The sequence below is a fragment of the Pseudoalteromonas ardens genome (genome assembly GCF_030125445.1).
GTDB classification, from domain to species: domain Bacteria; phylum Pseudomonadota; class Gammaproteobacteria; order Enterobacterales; family Alteromonadaceae; genus Pseudoalteromonas; species Pseudoalteromonas ardens.
In genome coordinates this window covers 96,636-118,943 of sequence record NZ_JASJUV010000002.1, presented here as the reverse complement: position 1 = coordinate 118,943, position 22,308 = coordinate 96,636, and the positions used below count along the sequence as shown (strand labels likewise).

Genomic DNA, 22,308 nt, shown 5'->3' with positions numbered 1-22,308 from the left:
GGGGCTTTTCATGGACAATTTGCTGGTTGTTGGTTGATTTTGGGCTGGTTTAGCGTTTCTTGTGGAATTTGTGACGTCGACGGTCAAAAATTCCACAAGTGAGGTTCACAAATTCAAAGTCGTCTTAATGAATGGGATAGTTAATTTTCGCTGGGCAGCCATTGAAGCATGATCCAGTTTATCAAGCACATCCAGCAAAGCACGCATATCGCGGCTAAGCCGGGTTAGTAAAAATCGCGCGCATTCATCACTAAGTTCTAGGCCCCGCATTTTTGCACGTTTTACCAGTGCTTCGGCCTTATCGTCATCGCTCATTGAACGGATCTGAAAGGTGGTCCCCCAGGTAAATCTTGATTCCAGATCAGGCAAACTCAAATTGAGCATGTTCGGCAGCAGATCTGCGGTCACAACCAGGCACTTTCCGGGTTCGTTGAAGCGATTGAAAAAATTAAACAGGGCTTTTTCCCAGGGCTCATCACCTGCTACCAAATGCACATCATCAATGCACACAACATCCAGAGTTTCCAGGCCATCGAGCACCGCCGGACCAAAGTTAATCACCTCTCTGAGCGACAGCAGTATGGTCGACAGGCCCTGCTCTTGCGCATGGATACAAGTGGCATAAAGTAAATGCGACTTACCTGAGTCACCCAGGCCACACAAATAAGTGAACTGAAAATCCTGCTGGCCCGATTCAAGCGCACTTTTCAGATGCGTCACTTCAAGCGACCCCTCACCACCAAAATAAGCACTGAAAGTTTCGTCATCAGGTAAAGTAACGGGTAACGCCATTTGCATTGGCTGCATCATATCATTGCCCTACCCAGCTATATCTGAGGTTATTTGCACTGGCAACCTGATAAAACGCACGAGGGTCAACATAGACACTAAATGCGCGTTCTAATTTGAGTGACTTTTGCAGATCAACGACTGATGAACCATGTTCAACTTCAAACTTAACCAGATCCCCCTGACGATAAATGACATCGACGTCCTGCACGGTGCTAATGCTTAGCAACTGTCTTCTGGCCAGTTCAATTTTGCTAAATGAAGTCAGCTTATCTACAGTCAATACGGTGCTACTGGTCGCATATGAACGATTAGGATCTATCACATATTCAGCGGCCAGTGCCGTTGACATATCGTTAATCATGGCGATAAGTAATTGCTGCTTGTCACCCACTTGTTGGGTCGATTCAAACTGATCCGTATCTGTGTAACGCCAATCGAGTTGCCAACTGCTGCTGTTAGGTTGTTTAAACAAACGGCCGGTTATGACCCGCTCTGCGTTATAACGCATCGAAGCGGCTTCAACCGGCTCCGAAAAATTTCCCCACACTTCAGCAATGCCGACCTGCGCGCGATCGGTCAAGTCCATCAAAGGTACAACAACGGGGATCCCCCACTCTGCTGCGGTGTCATAAATTAACCGCTCCAATTGGGGGTAACTTTCCTGGGTAACAAATTCTCGTCTCAGGTTGTCTTCTATCACCAGCCAGATTGCAATCATGGGACGGCGGTTGCCCCATAACGGCAAGTTGCTGTCTCTGACCAGCTGCTCTACTTTGTCTGCCTCAAACCTGACGCGTATTTTGATATCACCATCCGCAGATTCGATATACTCATACTTGAGCATATAATCAGAAATACGTTTTTTGCTTTGCCGAATGAGTGGGTGATTTAAATGCTCCGTGCGGCCTGTCAACTTTTGGATCACACGGTCCAGCGCTTGCTGACTGGCTACAACGCGCTTTGCACGAGTTTTGTTGTCCACCTGTAAGGTGGCTTCGTATAGGTCTGTTACCTCAACCGCGCTTGCAGCCATACACCAGCCAAACAAACCCAGTAAAAATAATCTCAGTGCCATAACAACCAAAAAGTTAAGGAGAAAACCCGATCCTAATGCAATCGACGCTGCAAAGCAAAAGCCAGTGCAGAGAGAATTTAATTAGCAGATGCCGGGTTGCGGGATTTATCGTCAAACCGACGCTTGTTCATAAAAGTATGCCTGGTTTTTGCCCAGCTCTTTCGATGAATAGAGTGCACTGTCAGCGCACTTTAGCAGGGCCTCAGCACTGAACACCCCATTGTTATTGGCAACGCCGATACTGCACCCGCACTGTACCTGTTGACCACCTTCAAGTTGAATAGGGGAAGAGATACAAGTAATAAGGCGCGAACAGATCTGCATTAGCACTGATTTTTCGAGTGGATCAGACAGGACCACCACAAACTCATCCCCACCCAGGCGACACAGCACATCGTAAACACGTAGTTCACCCTGTATTCTCTTGGCAACTTCCTGCAACACGATATCACCACTGTGATGGCCATAATTATCATTGATCGGTTTAAAGTCGTCTAAGTCCAGATACAAAATATGTACGGTAACCGAACCACGCTTTGACCGCTCTGCAAGATTATTCAGCTCACGGAACAGAAATTTCCGGTTCGTCAGGCCCGTTAGTGTGTCGTGTAACGCTTCGTGCTCCAACCGTTGTTGCAATGCCTCACGAATACCAATTTCTTTTTGCAACTCAGCCAGGCTCGATTCGAGCTCCTGGGTGCGCTCCGCGACTTTGATTTCTAATTCACCCTGGTAGTTTTGCAAAACCGTATTCGCTTCGACCAAAGCTTGCTGGTTATTGAACGCATCCAGGGCCGAGGAGATCACATGGCTAATCGTAAACAGCACATCGACAATCACACCAGAGTACTCATCCTCACGACGATAAGACTGAATGATAAATGCGCCCATAAAGTTGTTGCGATTAACCAGGGGAAAACAAAGCCATTGTTTTGGTACTGTGCCGATGATATTTAACCGTCCCTCTGCCACCATTTCGTTCAATTGCTCTGTGGTGTAGTTGCACACATTTTGCGACTGCAAAGCATAGGCTGTTAATGAATGGGCGATTTCGTCCAGAGACAGTGCTTCTAAATCTTCCGGGTCAATGTCATCCTTTACGTCATGAAAATAAGGGAAGGTCAGACTGCCATCTTCCCGATATAGCACGACATAAAAGTTATCCGCATACGTCACCTTTTGCAAAATACAGTGTATGTCCAACAAAAACCGTTGGATAGAATCACTGGTATTTAAGCAGGCCACTATGTCTGTCATGCTGTCAATCACTTCTCCGCTGTCGAGGGCTTCTTCCGTCGTCTCTGACAAAAACTCATTCATCCGGTTCTCACTTTTTCACCTTTCGTCGGGCACTTATTTAGTTTAGTCGAGGTTTTATCAGATTGCGTTGTGAATAATTCGGTGGTGCACATATGAATTTACTCATAAGTTAGTGCTTGACATAAAACTGCAACCATTTATGTTTACACTATTTAAACATACGAATAACAAAAATCACGATGCGTAGAGTCACGTTTGTCCTTCTTCATGCCTTGGTCATCTTACTGGTGGTTTGCAGCCTGCTTACCGGTTTAAGATTTTCTTTGCTAACACAAGATTGGCTGATGGTCATTAGTCCACTGCTGCCTGAGGGCGACTTATACCCATGGCATATAGCCAGTGCCAGTATCCTTAGTGTACTGGCGATAAGTTATTTGTCGCTTTCACTATGGCGACCCTATCGCAGCAACCCAAACCAATACCACCTTTGGGTTAACCGTCTGGGGTATCTGATTATATTAAGCCTGCTCTGCTCGGGTTGGTTTCTCTGGGCCGGTGTATATGTTGCACAGATGCAGCCGTTGCACTTCTATAGTGTCTGGCTATTGCTGCTTTACCTGCTCATCCATGGCTGGATTTATTTTATTCAGTATGGCAAGCGCGTGTTGTTTGCGCTCCTCCCGTCACACATTGAGAAACAAGGTGCGCTTATCCTTGCCTCTGTATGCATACTGGGGTTTCTGTTATTCACCAGCACTCGCTATTCGGCAGACACACTTGAAGTCGCGTCACTGAGTCCAAGTGAGTTCATTGACATAGATGGGCACGGTGATGAAACGCACTGGACAAGGGCACCTGTTTACACCATAGAAACCCATGGCGGCGCAAACTTTAATGATGGCCGCAGCACCATTCGCGTGCAGGCGCTGGCCAATCAGTATGAAAGCTACTTTCTGATACGTTGGACCGATCCCAGCATGAGTACCAACCACCTGCCTTTATTAAAAACTAAGGCCGGCTGGAAAATCCAACAAAATGGCTTTTACCAATTTGACGAGCGAACTTTCTACGAAGACAAACTGGCTGTGATGCTTTCCCGCTCGTGTTCAAGCGGGGCCGATAATACCACCTATCTCGGCCATCGCCCCCTAGAGGGCAAACCACCCAATTGGCACGGCAAGGGGTTCCACGCCAGTATGGATGGACAAATACGAGACTTATGGCACTGGAAAGCGGTGCGAACCAATGACATGTATCAGGCTGATGATAATTTTTTTGGGCCACCGGCCCTGGTGCAGCAAGGGCAGCGCCGCTATACCGCCGGGTATCAGCCTGATGGCAAAGAAAGTGGTGCCTATGTGATGAACTGGCAGTGGTACACATCAGAAACCGTCATCCCAAAACGGTTACCAGACGAAGACAATGTGCACCTGAACGTCTTACCCTGGTTTGGCAGTACGCCTTATCACAAGAAAAAGGATATGTTTGTACCCGGAAGCAAGCTCTCATCTATTCTGTACCGCTCTAATCGATTCGAGGGAGATCGAGCCGATGTCAGAGCGCGAGGTAGCTGGGACAGTGGTATCTGGACCCTTGAATTAGTGCGCAAGCACAACACCGGCTCTTTACATGATGTGCCACTTGAAAGTGGTACTTGCATGTGGTTTTCCGCTTTTGACCATGCTCAGGTGGCACATACCCGCCACATTCGTCCAGCCATCTTAAGGTACCCGCTATGATCACACGTCTATTAATGTCATTGGCGACCGCTGTCATTGTTATCTCATTGTTGTGGATAGAACCTTTGAGTCCAGTCGTCCAGCCACACCCTAGATTTGTTAAATTGGATCAATCAGGTAATGCATTGTCCCCCTGGCAAGGTCCCTGGTCTTGTGTGTTAGACACCCAAAGAGACCTCGTATGGGAAGTCAAAACCGACAGCGAAAACATCCATGACGGCTACTGGACGTATTCCTGGTATCTGTCTGCTGACGAGACCCAGCAAAGCCAGGCCAGAGGCGAAGCAAACCTGGGAGATTGTTACTTCGAATCTTCGCGATGTGACACTCAGGATTTGATTAACCGAGCCAGACAGACAGCCTTATGTGGTCTGACACATTGGCGCCTGCCTACCAGTGGTGAATTAAGCAGCTTGCTGCAAAACCCGGCACGCCCCGGACATGTGCATATCGCCCAGGACTTTTTCCCTCATATGAAGCATGGAGATTACTGGAGCTCAGATCATTCACAGCCTCTTTCGGGCCATTATCAACGCTTCAAACAAGGTGCGACTGCTGTCAACTTTCATACCGGGGAGCAATACCCACTACCCTATCGTAATGCAGCGTTTGTGTTACTGGTGGCCGACTTACCCACAGAGTTTCAATCTACACGCCTCAAAGGTGTGACCCATTAACCAACAACAGGAAACGAGTCTATGAGAGTGCTTTTAGCGGGCCTCACCACGGTTGCTTTATATGCCACCACTGCCCACAGCGCCAGTGATTATCATCGTCTGATCTGGGACGCCAACCCCAGTCATCAGGCCACTGTGGGGTATACCCCTACTGGCGGCAATAACCATTACGTTAAATATGGCACCACAACGAATGAGCAAAGCTGGACGACAGTGCAACCAACAGCAACGAGTGTTTTTGATGGGAGCCTGCAAAGCGAGTTTGTGACGTTAACCGGACTAAGTGCCAATACTGCTATTTACTATCGTGTATGCGACAGCACCGGATGTGGCCAGCGCTTATGGTTCAAGACTGCCCCTCAAACTAGTACAGGGTTCGTCGCCATCGCTGGCGGAGACACCCGCACAGGCTGGACGACTCGACGTGAAGGCAACGCACTGGTCGCAAAGATCCGTCCTCTGTTTATCATGCATGGTGGTGACTATACCAATGCCAATTCTGCTCAGGAAATGCGAGAGTACCTCAAAGACTGGCAACTGACATTTTCAAACGACGTGATCGACGGGCAAAACTACAAACGCATCTACCCGTTTGTGGCAACATTTGGTAACCATGAAGGCGACAATTTTAAAACGCTTTGTCAGGTATTCGGCGTAGATTTTGACAAAGATGGTGCCTGCACCAATAAAGACAGTTATGGCGCTTTTAATATTGCCAATCTCCTGCGTGTATACACACTAAACAGCCAATATAAAGACAGCGGCTGGTCTGCCTATGCGACGGCTATGAACAACTGGCTGAAACAAGACTTGCAAAGTAATGGCGCTAGCACCAAGTGGCGTATTGCCCAATACCATAAGCCCATGTATCCCCATTACTCTGGTAAGTCAGACAATACGATTTTACATACCTGGTGGGCTGATTTGTTCTATCAGCATGGTATGAACCTGGTCGTGGAATCCGATACACACATCAACAAGCTGACCGAAGCTTTGCAGCCTTCAGGATCCGGATTTACCAAAACCACCACTGGCGGTACCGTGTATGTGGGTGAAGGCAGCTGGGGTGCCCCGGCACGCTCTGCCAACGATCCGAAAAGCTGGACGATTGATTTAGCCAGCATTCAACAGTTTAAAGTACTGAGTGTGGCACCCGACACTTTGAAAGTACAAACCGCCCAATTCACAGCTGGCGCTGATACGCTCACACGCGAACAACGTGCTGCCGATGCGCTGGCGCTGCCTGCCAATATCAGTTGGTGGTATGCCAGTGAGCTTGGAGAAACCATGACACTCAAGCGCGCAGCCAATTCACTGTCAATCATCGACAGAGACAGTGGCCCGGTTGACCCGGGCAATGAGCTGCAAAACGGCCAGTCTGTCGGTAACTTGTCAGGCGCCGCTGACAGTGAAAAGGTCTTTACCATGCTTGTACCAGAAGGAGCAAGCAACCTGCGCTTTACCATGAGCGGTGGCAGTGGCGATGCCGATCTCTACGTACGCTTTGCACAAAAACCCACGACCTCAACGTATGATTGCCGCCCCTATAAAGATGGTAATAATGAAAGTTGCAGCATCAATCCGACACAAGCAGGCACTTATTATATCGTGGTTCGGGGTTATCAGGCGTTTTCCGGTGTATCCATTGTCGGCCAATATGATCTGGGCACCCCACCGGGAGATGGTAATAAACAAGTCTGGACTGGGTTGAATGCAACAACAGGCAACTGGATCCATAAAACCTTTGATGTGCCAGCCAGTGCCACTAAGCTCACCGTCAGTACCTCCGGCGGCAGCGGTGATGCCGATCTGTATGTTCGTTATGGCGCCCAGCCAACCTCTTCAAGCTACGATTGCCGCCCTTACAAAGATGGCAATGCCGAAACGTGCACACAAACTCAACCTCAAACCGGTACATGGCATATTTCTGTGAAAGCCTATAAAGGCTTCAGCGATGTCACATTGACCGCAGAGTATTGATAGTCTGACGCAATCAGGAGAGCAATCCGCCTGCTCTCCTTGATTTTTCTCGATATGCCCTTATCTTTCAGTCCTGACTTTAAAGGGGCAAATTTATGAAATATCTGCATACTATGGTTCGGGTCGAGAACCTCGACGCATCATTAAGCTTTTATTGTGACCTACTCGGTTTGGTGGAAGTCAAACGTAAAGACAGTGAAAAAGGCCGTTTTACACTGGTTTATCTGGCGGCACCAGGCCAACTGGAAGAAGCTAAAACGCACTTTTCTCCCACCATTGAACTGACTTATAACTGGGATACTGAACAATACACTGGCGGGCGCAACTTCGGGCATTTAGCCTTTGCCGTAGAAGATATTTACGCACTGTGTGAAAAGCTCCAGGCTGCAGGTGTCACCATTAACCGCCCACCAAGATGCGGGCACATGGCTTTTATCAAATCCCCTGATGGTATTTCCATTGAATTATTGCAACAAGGCGAGCCACTGCCACCACAAGAGCCCTGGCTAAGCATGGAAAATACCGGCAGCTGGTAGCGCGGTTCTGTCTTAACGACAGTCATTGATTGACACATTCGGGTTCAAAACCTGGGCCCGATATAAACACGCAAGACTCAGCCCGGACCTGCATCTATCTGATAACGGCTTAATAATTGAGTCAGCTTGCTGCGAAATTCTTCATCGCTGAGTATGGCTGATAACTTTTCAAACTGGAGCTGAAGTTGTTTTGGTAAAAGCATTGCCCGATAGTAAGTTTCATGAGGTTGTTTGGACAGATGGAAGTGCTCCTGCCAGCGATTTTTTTTGATAAAATAGTTTAGTGTTGAACGGCTGACAATCGCAAAATCAACACGCTCTCTCAGTGCCAGCTCCAACAAACCTTCTTCACTGTTTGCATCAACTCGCTCCAGCGCACCCGCGTTTACCGGCTTAACCGTGCGAAAATAATGATAGCCTAAAATGCCACCAAACTTTTTGTTGGCCATAGAAGCTGCACCATCGTATTCAAAGGGGTTTTCTGCACAAGAGACAAATTCATCGGTGTCATACATCAGCGCTGCACTCCACAAATAACGCGATTTGTCGGGATCTTTAAACCACACAGGGTGAACCCCCAAAACAGCACCATCGAGGGTTTGCTCGTTAAGATCTCGTTCAATACGCCTGCGTGGCAGATATACCAGCTGATAACGTGTATGGGACTGAGACGCATTGAGTAAGGCTACAAAGTCAAAATACAGGCCGCGCTGCTCTGTCTGATTCATGATATAAGGTGGTTTGTTGTGGTAGACATAGATGTTCAGCCGCTCAGCTGCGTGCAACGGCAATAGTACACTGAGTAAAAGTAAGATAAGGCCATTAATCAACAGGTTTAATTTCACAAATAGCTGCCACAAAAGGCTGGAGAAGACCCTTTAAATCTAGAGCCTGTCTCTCCAACCTTCAAGCACATTTGTTAAATAGTCTTAACCTTAGTTACACCAGCCATCGTTATAAGTAACCTGGATAGTGGCTCCACTTGGTGCACCGCTCACCTTCAAATATCCCCAGTACTGGCTTTGCCCGCTGAGGTTGATACATTCACCATTGCCTGCACGCTCAGAGCGGGCGTCAACATTGCTCCCGTCAGGCCAGCCCTGGTTGCTGTACTCAAGCGTCAAATCACCATTGCCATGCGCGGTTTCAATGCGAATGCTCTGCTGACCACTCACATTCTCCAGGCTAAACCACATAGGATCCTGATCGCTTAAGCAAACAGCCTGATCAGCAGATAGTCGGCCACCAGAGACACTGCCCTGATCCACGCAAGTATCCGGCAAACCCGCAACCGGTGCTGTATAGCTTGCAACCAAGCTCACATCAGCGTATGCGTTATAGCCTCTGAGCATTATGTAATACTCTCCGGCCTGAGGTGTCGCAACATCGCATCGCTCAGCGTTACCGCCTACATAAGGTCGACAATCGTAGGTGTCCAGCGTGGGCTGCTGACCATGACGCAGGTACAAATCAACATCACCCGTGCCATCACTAGTGCTGACCGTCAGATCAGTTGCCCCGGCCGGCAGTTGGACTTTAAAGTACTTCAGCTCATCCTGGGCGCCAGCGATTCGCACTGCCTGACCATTTTGCAGCTCAGTGATCCCCTGATCTGCGTCAATCACGGCCTGAGTGGTCACTTGATGTGCCAATCCCTCACTGTCGGTTACTTTCAATGTCACCGTGTAATTTCCGGCATCCCCGTAAGTATGTGTGGGGCTTGCCTGGGTGCTCTGCGCGCCATCGCCAAATTGCCACAGATAGCTCAGGCTTTGTCCTTCAGGATCTGAACTGCCCTGACTGCTGAAGCTGACCGATGACCCAGCAGTGCCCTGGTAAGGCCCATTGATCACGGCTGTTGGTGCCTGATTGGTGTCCCCGGCCAGTTGCTGGGTCCACTGAGTAAACTCGTTGCTGTACTGTGCGGCCCACTTATTCATACGCGTTTTATAGGCGCTCCAGTTGCCAACCCGCGTCTCCCCCAGCATTGCATTGACTTCATCTTTATGTGTTTCAATCATGAAGCGTACTGCCAGATAACCCCAGCGATAGATACGATCCTGGTCAAAACCATCATAAGTGGTTTCAAATACTTCGCCTAACTGATAGGTGCTGCCGTCTTTAATCGTATCAATGGCGCGCTGATTGTCGTTCAGGTTTGCCACATACTCAGCAACCCCTTCACTCCACCACACAATTGCCTCGGTTGGCGCGTTAAAGTCACCATACAGGTCAAAACGGCCATCCAGGTAATGCACGTATTCGTGCTCAAGATTCCAGACATAGTGATCAGCCTTGGCATAACTGGCCTCATAGGCAATGAAGTTTGCCTGGTTGCCAACCACACTCGGATCACCTTCCAGGTACATACCGCCGTTATCCGTGCCAATACCAAAAATTGGTCCAGCATACTTTTTGTAGTCACTGCTGCTGTTGAAAATGTTCACCTGCAGCATTGTATTGTTGTCATCAGCAACTGGCGTTTGATTGGTTTCCAGCATGGTATGGAAGCGGGTCTCTTCCGCCGCCATGGTGTCACACGCTGACAGATGTTGTGCCTGGGTCATATCTTGCGATCGAATACGGATTGTGCTGCTGCACTGATAGGTCTGTGACAAGGCCTTGTTGGTCAGCTCCTCTTTAAATCCACAGATCCCAAAATCATTACAATCCGCGTAGTAGGTCGCAACATCAGCGGCACCAAGCCAGATCCCATCGCCATAACCATAGCTCTGATAAGTCGAAAATAGCGCTTTGAGGGCAGTATCAACCGAGCTCTGGATAGGCGTACCCTGATAGTTTTTCAGTCGGGCAAGTTCTCTGCCCGCGTTAATAATCATGAATTCTGCGTCCGAGCCCACCATCCAGCTTTGCTTGGTGAAATTAGCCAGCAAGCTAACCAGTTCGGTATCTTTACCAACCAGCGTAACGAAATCGCTATTCCACTGACCCCGGAATAAAATGGTGAAGATCCCATTCACCGCACCACGCATATGCCAGCTGGTTGCATAGCTTTCACTCCAGCGAGATAACCAGGCTTTGACTACAGGCAGATAAACGTGCTGTAACTCAGCAGAGTCCATCGTCGTCATGACTTCACTCAGCACCTCTCCGTGCGCATCATTATTGTCATAGAAATGACGGTTATTCACAAAGGCATCGAGGGCACTTCGAACTGTACTCTGCACTGTGGGATCAAAGCTCACTGAGTCATTGTAAAACTCAACATAAAAACCCGCGCGAATAAACAAAAACAGCGCTTCCAGCTCGCTGCTGCCGGTGCCACTATAGCTGCCTGACAGGGTCGTCGCTTGCTGCGCCGCAGCCAACATTTTGGCCGATGTAAATGTCGCCACCTGAGTCGCCGACGGTGCACTGAATAGATCATTAACGCAGGTTGCACCCTGCCCCGTGATCTGTGCCACGATTGTCGAAGCACTCGCGTTAGCAAATGCGGTTAAGTCACAGCCACTGGCAAGATCAACCTGCTCAGACGCCATCTGCATCATCACGGGCAAATGAGAATGCAGCGCAGTATCACGTGCTGCTGTCGGCGCGTTGTCCTGTACTGCGTGATTATGGCCCTCATCGCCATGTGCTAACTGCAGATCGGCCACGCTCAGTGGTTTAAAGTGTCGTTCAACATGTTGTTGCGCGGCTTCTACACTTGCACAGAGCAAGGGCAGCGCAGCGAGTATTGCTTTTATTTTCATAATTTGACCTTTTTAAAATGTGTATCCAAACCCCAGAAGAGGTGACATATTATTAACACCACGCACACAGTGTATACAATATAATTTATATAATTTTATTGAATATACCACCTAGCATTTCCTTTTAAGCATAATTTATTCATTTAAGTCAGAAAGTTATCGGTTTTATGAAAAGAATAAAAATGTTTAACTTCACGAGATTGCTCATAAAAAAGACAATTGAGCAAAAAATTAGTAGCAAATTCATCAACAAAGGCTGCTCCGCGGGTGGTTGTATAGCCACCACTTGTTAACTCATACTCAAAAGAAAGTGCAGCAGGTTGAACCAAAAAAGTCAGTTAGTTGCCGTAAGGCTGACTGTTAAACTGGCGAAGATGCATGCCGGAATGAGAGAGTTGCGCGATTGCAGCAAAATGAGGGACGTACCAACGCACACTACTCACATTACAGGCGCGGTAATTGAATCCACTCAACAGAGCCCATAAACATCGGTGCTTTCTGAGTGGCCCTGGTGTTATTGATATGGATTGGAAGAATTGGCAAGTAAAATGGTACTCAAATGTACAACCCGAAGAAGACACCCAAAGTCTCTTTGCGCGCCAGCATACGAAGTGGGACACGATGCCAAGAGTCTGTTTCTCAGCTTGTATAGCGCGCAACCTTAAACACGGGTGAGGAAAAGGAAGCCTTTTACTAAGCCGACAGCTGACTCAGGCTAACGACTTTCGTAGGTGGTTAATGTTTTTTAAACATTTCCAAATACTTACATAGCGTTCAGACAGGAATATTACAATCCACTTCTGTGCTTAACTTCAAATAAGTCAAAGCTCTGTCTGATCTTAACTAATCGGTGTGTAACTCCGTAATAGACACAATCCCATGGTTTTCAATGGTAACTATCAGGGTTTGATGCTCTAATCTGATCGGATATTGACCATCAGGCAATCGCCTGGCAGTCAGGTTATTGAGCCCGACAATCAGTCCGTCCAGCTCGCTGGTCTTCTGTGGCGCAGCGCCACCTCGTCCGCGCATATACTCCATACCCTGCTCAACACACTTTTCAATAACAGCATCGGCTACTTTTCGGCCCGCCTTGTGCTTTAGAGACTTAAACAATAACCCTTTGATTAAAGAAAACATAAAACTTCCAATATGCGGTGACGACGATTCAGGAAGTGTAGCAAAGGTGGGTCCAGATGAGTATGACAAATCGTTTCAAAGTATGTAGGTGTGTGCTTGGGTGAATGAGCAGCGGACGGCCGCTCTAACATTTTTTTTATTTCGCTCTCTAGACATGCAATTTTTTTAAGTGACACCCACCGGTAAATTCACAGACCTATTGTGCCTATGTTCTAGATTGAAGTGCACCACTATAGTTTAAGTTAGCTATTTTGGAGGTGCAAAATGGGTCAAAAATACTGTCATTTGAGTCATCAAGAACGGAAGCTTATTTTTAATTGGTTTCACTATCAGGATAAAACGATACGTGAAATTGCACGTTTACTAAATCGCTCTCATTCCACTATTAGTAGAGAGCTCAAAAGGAATATCTATGACTATTACGTACCAACCTATTATCCAAATCCAGCTCATGATATGTACAAGGCCAGAATGAGTAAACGCGCTCAACGTGAAAAGCTGAAGACTTCAGAGACACGCCTGTATGTCTTAGATAAGCTCAGGAAAGGCTGGTCCCCTCAGGTTATATCAGGACGTCTCAAGCTTACTAATGAAGCCCCCTATGTCTGCCATGAATCAATCTATCAGTTCGTTTACAGCTCGCCCCCTGAACTCATAGCGTGCTTGGCTAGAAAACACAAAAGGCGCAGAAAAAAGTACCCATCACGTCGATATAGTAAAAAATGCTTAATGAAAACAAGCATCCTGGAACGGCCCGCATTTATAAATGAACGCTCTCAATTAGGCCACTGGGAGAGCGACTCCATAGTGTCCAAGCACAAAAAGTCAGCACTGAATGTCATCATGGAAAGAGCAACACGGCTAGTGCATATAACCAAGCTAGGCTCCAAGAGTGCATTAGTAACAAGCAATGCAATAATAAAACGCTTAAGCCCACATCCTGCTGAATTTGTTCTATCGATTACTTATGACAATGGATCTGAAAATGCCCAGCACATAAAAGTAAACGGGGCCTTGCAGTGCAACTCTTACTTTTGTCAGCCTTATCATAGTTGGGAAAAAGGAGCTGTTGAGCAGATAAATAGCCTAATTCGAAGGTACCTACCAAAAGGTACTGATTTTTCAACTGTAAGCCATAAACAGATACAAGAAATAGAGCATAATTTAAACTCAAGGCCCAGGAGGTGCCTTGATTACAAAACTCCACTTGAAATCTATAATGAAAGAGTTGGTGCACTTCCAAGTTGAACCTGCCGTTGTATGACAGACAAGTTTTGGAATGGGTGTCTGCTATTTGTGCTATTTGGACATTTACCACATCGCTGGAGCGTCCATATATATCCATTCAATCCAATTTAATTATCCTTGACTTTCTTGGCAGCCACATCGAAAAAGGATTCACCAGAGTTAGCAATCTGATCATCGTGACTATCATAAGCTTCAATTGAAAATTTATAAGAGCCTTTTTGTAACACAGTTAGTTCAGCTTGCGCGGTTGTTACTACTAAACGATGACCAACTGGCGGTAGAACCCATTTGCCTGAATCAAGAACTTTAAGTTGAAGAACATATTTAGAAGCCTCGTCAACTTCCTCCCACTTGATAAAGACTATGTTATCAGAAACTTCTATTGATTCTTGATCACCGGGTGTAATCACCTCAATTTCAGGCATAGAGAAAACACCTGTCAGTTTATCGAAATATATAGATTGCTGGAATGCCCAAAAAACAGCTGCAAAAATCAAGCTTATAACCCAAAACCGTTTTGATTCGGTTGAGATATTAGTGAAAAATTCCCACCAATTTTTTCGCCTTGTTTTAGGTTCTGGCTCAAGAGAAACTTTGGAAAGTAATGAATCAAGTTTGAATTCTAAAACTAACAGCTTCCATGTTTCAAGAGAAGTAACACTATGCAAAATGACCAGCTCTGGCTCTAATATTAATTTCCTTAAGAAGTCTTTCGTAACAAAATCTAAATTCTCAAAGTGTTTCTTCTCTAACATTTTTGACAAAGCTACTGCATATTCAAAAATATTACATGTTCCAAGGTATTTTTTGTTTACAGAATAACTATTCACCAATCTTTCTGGAACTCTGTAAAATATACCTTGACGATCAACCAATATATTACTGGCGTCTAATTGATGATTCGCATTCTTTGAAATAACGTTAGAAACAATATTTTTATTAGGTTCAATATGCCTCGTTAATATTTCAACCGCTCTACTATCCGAAATCCAATTATCTTCCCCTAAAATTAAACTCTGCGTACACGGGTAGACTTTAGGGGAGTGTACTGTATTAAAATCGTTGAAGTCACCAGATAAGATTAAACCACATATGCTTTTAGCCATTGTGTAAACATCTGGATGATTGGAAATTTTTTGTAATTCATAGATTTCCGTTTCATCTGATACTAACGGCTTTTTAAGCTGAATTGTAACTGTAACAACTCGAGCACCAAAACGACGAATATTTACATTCAGTTGCTGATCATCAGAGCGAGTGTACGGAAAACGCCTGCCTTTAAACCCAAGCGATAACTTGACTTTATTTAAGGCATTATGAAATACATTTGTAGGATCTAGAACTTCAGGAGAGAAAGTTCGGTCAGAAAACCCACCAATTCCCTTTAAGAATGAGTTACCTGTTTTCGAGTTAAACAAATTACTTAATTCAACTTCCGGCTGCAATGATTCGGGAAGTTCCAGTACGATTTTCCACGATAAGAGATTTTCACAATTCATTATATAACCTCTGAATGGGACGAGGCGACGGGGCTCGCACCCGTGCTTATCAAGTTAATGATAAGAGTCTCTAACGACCACCTCGTCAATCACGAAAACATTCTACACATATACTCTTATATTTCAATAGATAAGGTAGGCACCTATGCAAAAACAGTTAAAGCCTTGCTAATAATCGACAACGCGATGCCACTTAACTTGAATATTGTGTCATAAACACGGAGCTGAGATTGCGACTGAATTCGCCAAACGTTAAGAGTCTCTGTTAAGCAATTTGTTATGTTTTATTCCGCGGCTCCGACTTTAGAAAACTCTGGATTAGTATAATAGACCCGTTCATACGCTTGCTAACAACGTGTAAATAGCTTGCAGTCTTCCTCTTTAGAGTATTCGGGAAACCACGTTGTATATTGCTCTGTTATCCAATAATAATACTGAGCTACAAGTAAAAAAGACGACGGAAGTTAACAAAGCTATTTTCATCAAATTCTGGAGAGGGTGCTAGAGTTTCTTTATCTACACACAGGCTAAGAAGATCTAATTTTTCTGGGACATAAGAATGTGCAACTTCGCTATAGTCCGCGTACAACTTTTCAAGTCAAACGCTAAATGTCTGGCATTAGGTGTCTTACGTATCAGTGTGCTGATATCTAGATCATTTCCAAACTCATCCAAGCAATTTTTTAAGTGGCACACCGATAAATTCACAGACCCATACCTTCATAATTCCACTAATAATTGCTAATGTAAACATGAGATAACATAGCGGCAAATTCCAGCTTGTCACCTTATCCCCAAACCGGCGAGTAATAATGTTACAGGACGAAATCAGGGAACTTTGTAAAAAGGCTTACATAGCTTTGCTTGCTACCAACGTACATTATTCGCTCAAAGCCGAACTTAACGCATTAACGTCAGCTCGTTATGGAGCACAAACGACTAATAACTAAACCCCCGCTTCTAACACACAAAACTGTCAGATTAAGCTCTATCAACCAAATCTGACAGTTCAAGTTAAGCCTTATTCATCTTAAGCAACGGTTTGCGACTTCTTAATAATAGAGAACAGCTGGTCCTTTAGGTGCAAGCGCTGTTTTTTCAGTGATTCAAGGTAAGCGTCAGAGGTGTTCTCTGCGCCGGTTTCTATGCGATGTACCTCATGATCGCACTCATGGTATTCTTTAAACAAACGAGCAAAGTGTGCGTCGTTCATCTTCAGGTGGTGGATCTCGTCTTTGTATTCAGGAAACTCGTGGTGCAGATCATGTTTTTCAATTGTCATAATACGGTCCTTTCTATTTTGCGCATTTAATACAAGTCGTTGTGTAAGGCAGAGCGTTTAAGCGCTCCGGGTTGATTTGTTCTTCACAATGCTGACACAAGCCATAAGCCCCCTGCTCTATACGCAGTATCGCCTGGTTCACCATTACCAGCTCTTGCTTCGCTTCCTGGTGAATTTCATCCAGTACATCGTCGTTTTCACGCTCTGTATTTTGCTCTGCGAAGTTGGCCGACCGGCCCTTTCTAAAATCGGCTTCAATGGCGGCTATCCGTTGACTCAGTTCGTTTTGTTTAGTTTTGAGAAAACTATTTAGTTGGTCAGCAGTCATGATGTTCTCCTTTGTTAAACTCATCATAACGCGCTGCTTTTGTGGCTCTTTGATCTGGCACAAGGTTAAGGAGTGGGTAATAAAAAACCCGACACTGGGTCGGGTTTTTGGTGCTATAGGTTAGACAAATCTAGACATATTCAACTTCGATGATGTCGTATTCAACGCTACCGTTAGGAGTTTGAATGCTCACTGAATCATCCAGTTCTTTTCCGATCAGACCACGTGCAATTGGCGAGTTAACTGAGATCAGATTGTTTTTAATATCTGCCTCATCATCACCTACGATTTTGTAGGTCACTTCCTCGTCCGTATCAACATTGACTATGGTCACCGTGCTGCCAAAGATCACTTTGCCATTGTTTGCCATTTTTGTGACATCAATGACCTGTGATGTTGACAGCTTGGCTTCAATTTCCTGGATGCGGCCTTCACAGAATCCCTGCTGCTCACGTGCAGCATGGTACTCGGCGTTTTCTTTCAGATCGCCATGTTCACGGGCTTCCGCGATATCGGCAACGATCTTTGGACGGACGACTTTCTTTAAGTGGTTCAGTTCTTCACGAAGCATTTCTTCGCCTCGTACTGTCATCGGAATTGATTGCATAGTATCTCACTCATTGCCAGAGCTTACGCTCTGGCCTTGTTCTTCTTAGTTCAAACGCTGGTGTAGCTCCTGAACAGAGTTTACAGAACTTCTGTCATCAGCCTCATTAGCTGTACAGTTTGCAAACGCTGCATTGAGCGTAGTGGTGTAGTTAGTCTTATGCTGAAGTGCACCACGACGTAACACCTTCGAATCTTCGATAGCCTGACGGCCTTCTGTGGTATTAACAATGTAGCTGTACTCACCATTCTTGATGCGGTCAAGAATGTGCGGACGACCTTCGAATACCTTGTTTACGCGACGTACTTCGATGCCGGCGTCTTCCAGAGCTTGTGCTGTACCTTTGGTTGCATCCAGCTCAAAGCCAATGGCCTTCATGGTCTTAGCCAACTCAACAACACGTGCCTTGTCACCATTGCGAACAGATAGTAGCGCGCGACCACCACGTGGTAAAGCGTTTGATGCACCTAATTGCGCTTTTGCAAAGGCTTCGGCGAAGTTTTCACCAACACCCATCACTTCACCCGTAGAACGCATCTCTGGGCCACGCATTGGGTCAACCCCCTGGAACTTAGCAAATGGCAGTACCACTTCTTTTACGCTGTAGTAAGGTGGGATTACTTCTTTAGTTACACCCTGGCTTTCCAGAGACTGGCCAACCATACAACGTGCTGCCACTTTTGCTAGCGCAACACCCGTTGCTTTAGAAACAAACGGCACGGTACGCGCAGCACGCGGGTTCACTTCAATCAGGTAAACCTGACCGTCTTTGACTGCGAACTGAGTATTCATCAGACCAACCACGCCCAGCTCAAGTGCCATGTCACGCACTTGCTTGCGCATTACGTCCTGGATTTCCTGAGACAGAGAGTGTGCTGGCAATGAACAAGCTGAGTCACCAGAGTGAACACCGGCTTGTTCAATGTGTTCCATGATACCGCCAATAATGACGTTCTCACCGTCACAGATCGCATCAACGTCTACTTCAATGGCGTCATCTAGGAAGCGGTCCAGCAATACTGGTGCTTCGTTAGACACAGATACCGCTTCGGTCATATAGCGACGCAGATCATCTTCGTCATACACGATTTCCATCGCACGACCACCGAGTACATAGGAAGGACGTACTACCAGTGGGAAGCCGATTTCCTGAGATTTCGCAATCGCTTCTTCCAGTGACGTGACCGTTGCGTTTTCAGGCTGAAGCAGATCAAGACGCTCAACCAGCTGTTGGAAACGCTCACGGTCTTCCGCGCGGTCGATTGCGTCGGGAGAAGTACCAATTACAGGCACACCATTCGCTTCAAGGTCACGTGCCAGTTTCAGTGGTGTTTGACCACCGTACTGAACAATCACACCTTTTGGCTTTTCAACGCGAACGATTTCAAGCACATCTTCCAATGTGATTGGCTCGAAGAACAGACGATCTGACGTATCGTAGTCAGTTGAAACCGTTTCAGGGTTACAGTTAACCATGATGGTCTCGTAGCCATCTTCACGCATTGCCAGCGCAGCGTGTACACAACAGTAATCGAATTCGATGCCCTGACCGATACGGTTAGGACCACCACCAATTACCATGATTTTATCTTTGTCAGATGGTGCCGCTTCACACTCTTCATCGTAAGATGAGTACATGTAAGCCGTGTCTGAGCTGAATTCTGCTGCACAAGTATCAACGCGCTTATAAACCGGCAGGATATCCAGCTGGTGACGCTTCTTGCGAATTTCTTTTTCAGACACACCCGCAATCTCTGCGATACGCGGATCTGAGAAACCTTTACGCTTCAGGCGACGCAGGAAGTCTTTGTTCAGACCGGCCATGCCCACTTCAGCGATGGTTGCTTCGTCTTTCAGAATGTCTTCAATCTGAACCAGGTACCAGCGGTCAACTTTGGTCAGCTCAAACACTTCTTCTACGCTCATACCGTGACGCATTGCATCGGCGATATACCAGATACGCTCAGCGCCTGGCTCACGTAGTTCACGAATGATGGTTTCTTTCGCTTTCGGGTCGTCCAGTGCAACGATTGGGTTAAGACCTGTTGCGCCCACTTCCAGACCACGAAGTGCTTTTTGTAGTGATTCTTGCTGGTTACGACCAATGGCCATCACCTCACCCACTGACTTCATCTGTGTAGTCAGACGGTCGTTAGCGCCGGCAAACTTCTCGAAGTTAAAGCGTGGGATCTTAGTCACAACGTAATCGATTGACGGTTCGAATGACGCAGGAGTTGCACCGCCTGTGATGTCATTTTGTAGCTCGTCCAGGGTATAACCCACTGCCAGCTTAGCTGCAATCTTAGCGATCGGGAAACCGGTTGCTTTAGATGCCAGTGCTGATGAACGCGATACACGCGGGTTCATTTCAATGATAACCATACGGCCATCGTCCGGGTTAACACCGAACTGAACGTTTGAACCACCGGTTTCTACGCCAATCTCACGCAGTACCGCCATCGAGGCGTTACGCATGATCTGATATTCTTTGTCAGTCAGCGTTTGTGCTGGTGCAACTGTGATTGAGTCACCAGTATGAACACCCATTGGGTCGAAGTTCTCGATAGAACACACAATGATGCAGTTGTCGTTTTTGTCACGCACCACTTCCATTTCGTATTCTTTCCAGCCCAGCAAGCTTTCGTCGATCAACAGCTCGTTGGTCGGAGACAAATCGAGACCACGGGTACAAATTTCGTCAAACTCTTCCATGTTGTAAGCAACACCACCACCGGTACCACCCATGGTGAAAGAAGGACGAATGATACACGGGAAGCCAATGCGCGACAGAACGTCGTGCGCTTCGTCCATTGAGTGCGCAATCTCGGCACGAGGACACTCAAGGCCAATGTTTTTCATCGCAACGTCGAAGCGCTCGCGGTTTTCTGCTTTGTCGATGGCATCCGCAGTTGCACCGATCAGCTCAACACCGTGCTTAGCCAGTACACCATGCTTGTCCAGGTCAAGCGCACAGTTTAGCGCAGTCTGGCCACCCATAGTCGGTAGAACCGCATCTGGCTTTTCTTTTTCAATAATTTTCTCAACCACTTCCCAGTGAATTGGTTCGATGTAAGTCGCATCTGCCATTTCCGGGTCAGTCATGATGGTTGCCGGGTTTGAGTTAACCAGAATAACCCGGTAGCCCTCTTCTCTCAGCGCTTTACACGCCTGAGCACCAGAGTAGTCAAACTCACAGGCTTGGCCGATGACGATTGGGCCTGCGCCCAGGATCAGTATGCTGTTTAAGTCGGTACGTTTTGGCATTGTTACTCCGGTTCTAATTAGGCTTTACGTGCTTGCATTAATTCAATGAAGTGGTCGAACAGCGGTGCTGCATCGTGCGGACCCGGGCTCGCTTCAGGGTGACCCTGGAAGCTGAAAGCCGGCTTGTCAGTACGATGGATACCCTGCAAGGTACCGTCGAACAACGATTTATGCGTTGCACGCAGGTTATCTGGCAAAGTGGCCTCGTCCGCTGCGAAACCATGGTTCTGTGCTGTGATCATTACCACGTCACGCTCCAGGTCTTTCACCGGGTGGTTACCGCCATGGTGACCGAATTTCATTTTCACCGTCTGCGCACCAGAAGCCAGTGCCAGTAACTGATGGCCCAAACAAATGCCAAAGATAGGCGTATCAGTTTCTAAGAAGGCTTTAATCGCATCGATTGCATAAGTACATGGCTCAGGGTCACCAGGGCCGTTAGACAGGAAAATACCGTCTGGATTCATCGCCAGCACTTCTGCAGCGGAGGTTTCTGCAGGTACTACTGTCAGTTTACAGCCACGGTCAACCAACATACGAAGAATGTTCTTTTTCACACCAAAATCATACGCTACAACATGAAATTTTTCTTCCTCAGAACTCAGAGTCTGGAAGCCCTGACCTAAAGTCCAGCTCCCTTCACGCCACTCATAAGTCTGTTCTGTTGTAACGACTTTCGCTAAATCCATCCCTTTAAGGCCTGGGAACGCTTTTGCCGCTTCCAGTGCCTGCTGCTCATCAATCTCATCGCCCGCGATGATGCAGCCATTTTGAGCGCCCTTATCACGCAGGATACGCGTCAGCTTACGCGTATCTATATCGGCAATCCCAAGGATATTGCGTGCTTTTAAGTAGTCACTTAACGATTGCTCGTTACGGAAATTACTTGCAAGCAATGGCAAATCCCGAATTACCAGACCCTTAGCCCAGATTTTATCGGCTTCTTCATCCTCACTATTAGTACCGGTATTCCCGATGTGTGGATAAGTCAGCGTCACAATCTGTTCTGCATAAGAAGGATCCGTCAAAATTTCTTGATATCCCGTCATAGACGTATTGAATACTACCTCACCAACGGACAGGCCGTCAGCGCCGATGGCAGTACCGCGAAACACAGTGCCGTCTTCAAGGACTAAGAGAGCGGATTTAGTCAAGTTAACCTCCTAGA

17 protein-coding genes are annotated in these 22,308 nt (G+C 46.7%); 5 read left to right on the top strand and 12 right to left on the bottom strand.

Annotated elements, in window-relative coordinates; all coding sequences use genetic code 11:
- Window positions 1-105: 105 nt before the first annotated feature.
- The 3 genes from hda to QNM19_RS05460 form a co-directional block, all read right to left on the bottom strand.
- The gene (hda, locus tag QNM19_RS05470; RefSeq protein ID WP_049863408.1) at window positions 106-810 is read right to left on the bottom strand and encodes a DnaA inactivator Hda; all 705 of its coding nucleotides are present in this window, start codon (window positions 808-810) and stop codon (window positions 106-108) included.
- A gap of 1 nt (window position 811) precedes the next feature.
- Window positions 812-1,867, bottom strand: a complete 1,056-nt coding sequence (locus tag QNM19_RS05465; protein WP_197094235.1) for a DUF2066 domain-containing protein — start codon at window positions 1,865-1,867, stop codon at window positions 812-814.
- Window positions 1,868-1,978: 111 nt separating this feature from the next.
- Window positions 1,979-3,187, bottom strand: a complete 1,209-nt coding sequence (locus QNM19_RS05460; protein ID WP_049863410.1) for a sensor domain-containing diguanylate cyclase — start codon at window positions 3,185-3,187, stop codon at window positions 1,979-1,981.
- Window positions 3,188-3,450: 263 nt separating this feature from the next.
- Between QNM19_RS05460 and QNM19_RS05455 the strand changes: the two genes are divergently transcribed.
- From QNM19_RS05455 to QNM19_RS05440, 4 genes are all read left to right on the top strand, one after another.
- Window positions 3,451-4,866, top strand: coding sequence for an ethylbenzene dehydrogenase-related protein (locus tag QNM19_RS05455; RefSeq protein ID WP_284026449.1), 1,416 nt, complete (start codon window positions 3,451-3,453; stop codon window positions 4,864-4,866).
- Entirely contained in the window at window positions 4,863-5,543 is a 681-nt protein-coding gene (locus tag QNM19_RS05450; RefSeq protein ID WP_049863412.1) for an Lcl C-terminal domain-containing protein, read from the top strand. Before QNM19_RS05455 ends, QNM19_RS05450 begins: the two co-directional genes overlap by 4 nt.
- Before the next feature lie 21 nt (window positions 5,544-5,564).
- Window positions 5,565-7,523: a pre-peptidase C-terminal domain-containing protein gene (locus QNM19_RS05445; protein ID WP_049863413.1), complete on the top strand. Its 1,959-nt coding sequence runs from the start codon at window positions 5,565-5,567 to the stop codon at window positions 7,521-7,523.
- Window positions 7,524-7,618: 95 nt separating this feature from the next.
- The gene (locus QNM19_RS05440; protein WP_049863414.1) at window positions 7,619-8,059 is read left to right on the top strand and encodes a VOC family protein; all 441 of its coding nucleotides are present in this window, start codon (window positions 7,619-7,621) and stop codon (window positions 8,057-8,059) included.
- Window positions 8,060-8,136: 77 nt separating this feature from the next.
- Here QNM19_RS05440 and QNM19_RS05435 read toward each other — a convergent pair whose 3' ends face one another.
- From QNM19_RS05435 to QNM19_RS05425, 3 genes are all read right to left on the bottom strand, one after another.
- Window positions 8,137-8,904 (bottom strand): transporter substrate-binding domain-containing protein, encoded by a 768-nt coding sequence (locus tag QNM19_RS05435; protein WP_284026448.1) that lies wholly within the window; start codon window positions 8,902-8,904, stop codon window positions 8,137-8,139.
- Between the two features lie 90 nt (window positions 8,905-8,994).
- Entirely contained in the window at window positions 8,995-11,772 is a 2,778-nt protein-coding gene (locus QNM19_RS05430; protein ID WP_156202175.1) for a collagenase, read from the bottom strand.
- 843 nt (window positions 11,773-12,615) lie between these two features.
- Window positions 12,616-12,912, bottom strand: coding sequence for a hypothetical protein (locus QNM19_RS05425; protein ID WP_049863418.1), 297 nt, complete (start codon window positions 12,910-12,912; stop codon window positions 12,616-12,618).
- 264 nt (window positions 12,913-13,176) lie between these two features.
- Between QNM19_RS05425 and QNM19_RS05420 the strand changes: the two genes are divergently transcribed.
- A complete protein-coding gene (locus tag QNM19_RS05420) occupies window positions 13,177-14,160 on the top strand; it encodes an IS30 family transposase (RefSeq protein WP_049863419.1) in 984 nt (327 codons plus the stop codon).
- A 107-nt stretch (window positions 14,161-14,267) separates the two neighbouring features.
- Here QNM19_RS05420 and QNM19_RS05415 read toward each other — a convergent pair whose 3' ends face one another.
- The 6 genes from QNM19_RS05415 to carA form a co-directional block, all read right to left on the bottom strand.
- Window positions 14,268-15,659 carry a hypothetical protein gene (locus tag QNM19_RS05415; protein ID WP_049863420.1) on the bottom strand — a complete coding sequence of 464 codons (1,392 nt, stop codon included), beginning with the start codon at window positions 15,657-15,659 and terminating at the stop codon, window positions 14,268-14,270.
- Between the two features lie 1,030 nt (window positions 15,660-16,689).
- On the bottom strand, window positions 16,690-16,941 hold the full coding sequence (locus QNM19_RS05410) for a YdcH family protein (protein WP_049863423.1): 252 nt from the start codon (window positions 16,939-16,941) through the stop codon (window positions 16,690-16,692).
- 13 nt (window positions 16,942-16,954) lie between these two features.
- The gene (locus QNM19_RS05405; RefSeq protein ID WP_049863424.1) at window positions 16,955-17,269 is read right to left on the bottom strand and encodes a TraR/DksA family transcriptional regulator; all 315 of its coding nucleotides are present in this window, start codon (window positions 17,267-17,269) and stop codon (window positions 16,955-16,957) included.
- A gap of 130 nt (window positions 17,270-17,399) precedes the next feature.
- A complete protein-coding gene (greA, locus tag QNM19_RS05400; RefSeq protein ID WP_010386114.1) occupies window positions 17,400-17,876 on the bottom strand; it encodes a transcription elongation factor GreA in 477 nt (158 codons plus the stop codon).
- Between the two features lie 45 nt (window positions 17,877-17,921).
- Window positions 17,922-21,140 (bottom strand): carbamoyl-phosphate synthase large subunit, encoded by a 3,219-nt coding sequence (carB, locus tag QNM19_RS05395; RefSeq protein WP_010386113.1) that lies wholly within the window; start codon window positions 21,138-21,140, stop codon window positions 17,922-17,924.
- Window positions 21,141-21,157: 17 nt separating this feature from the next.
- Window positions 21,158-22,294, bottom strand: coding sequence for a glutamine-hydrolyzing carbamoyl-phosphate synthase small subunit (carA, locus tag QNM19_RS05390; RefSeq protein ID WP_010386112.1), 1,137 nt, complete (start codon window positions 22,292-22,294; stop codon window positions 21,158-21,160).
- Window positions 22,295-22,308 lie beyond the last annotated feature (14 nt).

Excerpts from the sequence above, each read along its gene's own strand:
- carB (WP_010386113.1), bottom strand. The coding sequence starts at position 21,140 with ATGCCAAAACGTACCGACTTAAACAGCATACTGATCCTGGGCGCAGGC.
- greA (WP_010386114.1), bottom strand. The coding sequence starts at position 17,876 with ATGCAATCAATTCCGATGACAGTACGAGGCGAAGAAATGCTTCGTGAA.
- QNM19_RS05445 (WP_049863413.1), top strand. The coding sequence starts at position 5,565 with ATGAGAGTGCTTTTAGCGGGCCTCACCACGGTTGCTTTATATGCCACC.
- QNM19_RS05440 (WP_049863414.1), top strand. The coding sequence starts at position 7,619 with ATGAAATATCTGCATACTATGGTTCGGGTCGAGAACCTCGACGCATCA.
- QNM19_RS05405 (WP_049863424.1), bottom strand. The coding sequence starts at position 17,269 with ATGACTGCTGACCAACTAAATAGTTTTCTCAAAACTAAACAAAACGAA.
- QNM19_RS05450 (WP_049863412.1), top strand. The coding sequence starts at position 4,863 with ATGATCACACGTCTATTAATGTCATTGGCGACCGCTGTCATTGTTATC.
- hda (WP_049863408.1), bottom strand. The coding sequence starts at position 810 with ATGATGCAGCCAATGCAAATGGCGTTACCCGTTACTTTACCTGATGAC.
- QNM19_RS05420 (WP_049863419.1), top strand. The coding sequence starts at position 13,177 with ATGGGTCAAAAATACTGTCATTTGAGTCATCAAGAACGGAAGCTTATT.
- QNM19_RS05465 (WP_197094235.1), bottom strand. The coding sequence starts at position 1,867 with ATGGCACTGAGATTATTTTTACTGGGTTTGTTTGGCTGGTGTATGGCT.
- QNM19_RS05415 (WP_049863420.1), bottom strand. The coding sequence starts at position 15,659 with ATGAATTGTGAAAATCTCTTATCGTGGAAAATCGTACTGGAACTTCCC.
- QNM19_RS05460 (WP_049863410.1), bottom strand. The coding sequence starts at position 3,187 with ATGAATGAGTTTTTGTCAGAGACGACGGAAGAAGCCCTCGACAGCGGA.
- QNM19_RS05430 (WP_156202175.1), bottom strand. The coding sequence starts at position 11,772 with ATGAAAATAAAAGCAATACTCGCTGCGCTGCCCTTGCTCTGTGCAAGT.
- QNM19_RS05425 (WP_049863418.1), bottom strand. The coding sequence starts at position 12,912 with ATGTTTTCTTTAATCAAAGGGTTATTGTTTAAGTCTCTAAAGCACAAG.
- QNM19_RS05410 (WP_049863423.1), bottom strand. The coding sequence starts at position 16,941 with ATGACAATTGAAAAACATGATCTGCACCACGAGTTTCCTGAATACAAA.